This window comes from Paucilactobacillus vaccinostercus DSM 20634, from assembly GCF_001436295.1.
Taxonomy (GTDB): domain Bacteria; phylum Bacillota; class Bacilli; order Lactobacillales; family Lactobacillaceae; genus Paucilactobacillus; species Paucilactobacillus vaccinostercus.
In genome coordinates this window covers 1-1,715 of the sequence record NZ_AYYY01000054.1, presented here as the reverse complement: position 1 = coordinate 1,715, position 1,715 = coordinate 1, and the positions used below count along the sequence as shown (strand labels likewise).

Annotated in this window: 2 protein-coding genes; both read left to right on the top strand. The window is 47.3% G+C overall.

Going from position 1 to position 1,715, the window contains the following annotated elements; genetic code table 11:
- Nucleotides 1-67: 67 nt before the first annotated feature.
- Nucleotides 68-796: a helix-turn-helix domain-containing protein gene (locus tag FC26_RS08665; protein ID WP_057779689.1), complete on the top strand. Its 729-nt coding sequence runs from the start codon at nucleotides 68-70 to the stop codon at nucleotides 794-796.
- Nucleotides 793-1,671 (top strand): IS3 family transposase, encoded by an 879-nt coding sequence (locus tag FC26_RS08660; protein WP_157061151.1) that lies wholly within the window; start codon nucleotides 793-795, stop codon nucleotides 1,669-1,671. The genes FC26_RS08665 and FC26_RS08660 overlap by 4 nt, the downstream gene beginning before the upstream one ends.
- The last annotated feature ends 44 nt before the right edge of the window (nucleotides 1,672-1,715 follow it).

The window sequence follows — 1,715 nt, the reverse complement described above, 5'->3', positions numbered from 1 at the left end:
GGCTATACTCCTTCTTGGGTAGACAAGCAAATAATTAAAGCTTGCCTTCCTAGGAAGGAGTTTTTGTATGGGCCGAAAAGGTTCACGGTACACGCTTGAAGAGAAACTCTTCTACATTGGTCTGGTTCAAAATGAAGGTTGGAGCTCCAAGGCAGTCCAACGAGAATATGGTGTCCACCATTCACAAGTAACACAATGGCTTGAACGCTATGATACCGTAGGTATGGATGGGCTAAAACGTAAACGAACATCGCAACGATATTCTCAAGAGTTTAAGTTAGAAGTAGTTCAGAAATACCTGGCTGGAAACATGTCTTATCCAGCGCTTGCTCGAGAATACGGAATTTCCAACGGTGGCGTCATTTATCAATGGGTTTCACGGTATACTAGTGGTAAATCACTAAAAGCCACTGGGAGGGCCAAGCCAATGAAGAATGGACGCAAGACGACGCAGCTTGAACGGATAGAGATTGCCCAATGGACTATCGCCAATGACTACAACTATGTCGAAGCAACACAGCACTTTCAGGTCTCATATGGTCAAGTTTACGCGTGGGTTAAGAAGTTCAAGCAAGGCGGCGAAGCCGCTTTGACAGATCGGCGCGGCAAGGCCAAGGAAGATAATGGTCAGCTCACTGAGGTCGAACACCTGAAGCTTGAGAACAAGCGCCTGCAGACTCGGTTGACTTACGTCTCAACGGAGGTCGCCGTACTAAAAAAAATCCAAGAGATAGAAAGAAGGAATGCCGCTCAGATAAGTACTACCAAGTCATCCAAATCCTCGCACAAGAAGTGAATCCTGATTCCGGTCAGCGCTATGGTATCAGCGCAGCGTGCCAAATTATGAAGATTTCACGAGCCGCTTATTACAAATGGACTCACCGTAAGGTGACCGTTCACGACCAAGAGAATCAGGCCGTCTTGGCCTACATCATTGACCTTGAGGAGAAAAATCACTATGTCTTTGGAGTTAAGCGACTCGTGACGTATATCAATATGGAGACCCCTTATCACGTAAGCCATGGCCGTGTCCGCCGAATCATGCGCAAGGCGGGCATTCAGGCCTCTATCCGCGTGGCGAAACACAATCGTAAGATTGAGAAGAAGGAGTTTCTCCTAGCCAACAAGTTGTACACAGTTGATGCTGGGCATGCCTTTCATCCCGACTTACCCAATCAGGTTTGGGTAACTGACTGTTCTGAACTCACTTTCGGTCAAGATGACCGCCAGAAAATACGACTAAGTGCTATTAAAGATCTCTACGATCACAGCATAATTGCTTGGTGTGTGGCCTCTACCGAAACCGCAGCGTTGATCACCAAAACGATGAAACTCGCAATCAAGAACACCAACGGGATTAAGCCCGGAATTGTCCACAGCGACCAAGGTTCGGCCTACACCGGGCGTATCTACAACACATTTTTAGCAGGCGAAGGGATTACCCACAGCATGTCGCGACCTGGTACTCCTGGTGACAATAGTCCGATGGAAAGCTTGTGGAGCCACCTTAAGGTCGAACGTTTTGCCTTTGAACACTGCCTATCAGAGCTTGAAATGATGAAAAGTATTGAGGCGGCAATCAATTGGTACAACTACGAACGCCGCCAAGAAACACTAAACGGCATGACTCCGAAGGAATACCGGAATCATGCCGTTAAGATAAGTGCATAGGCACTTTAATTATTTGATCTGTCTACTTGACACGGAGCAGCGCC

Coding starts and splice junctions, on each gene's coding strand:
- FC26_RS08665 (WP_057779689.1), top strand. CDS start 68: ATGGGCCGAAAAGGTTCACGGTACACGCTTGAAGAGAAACTCTTCTAC.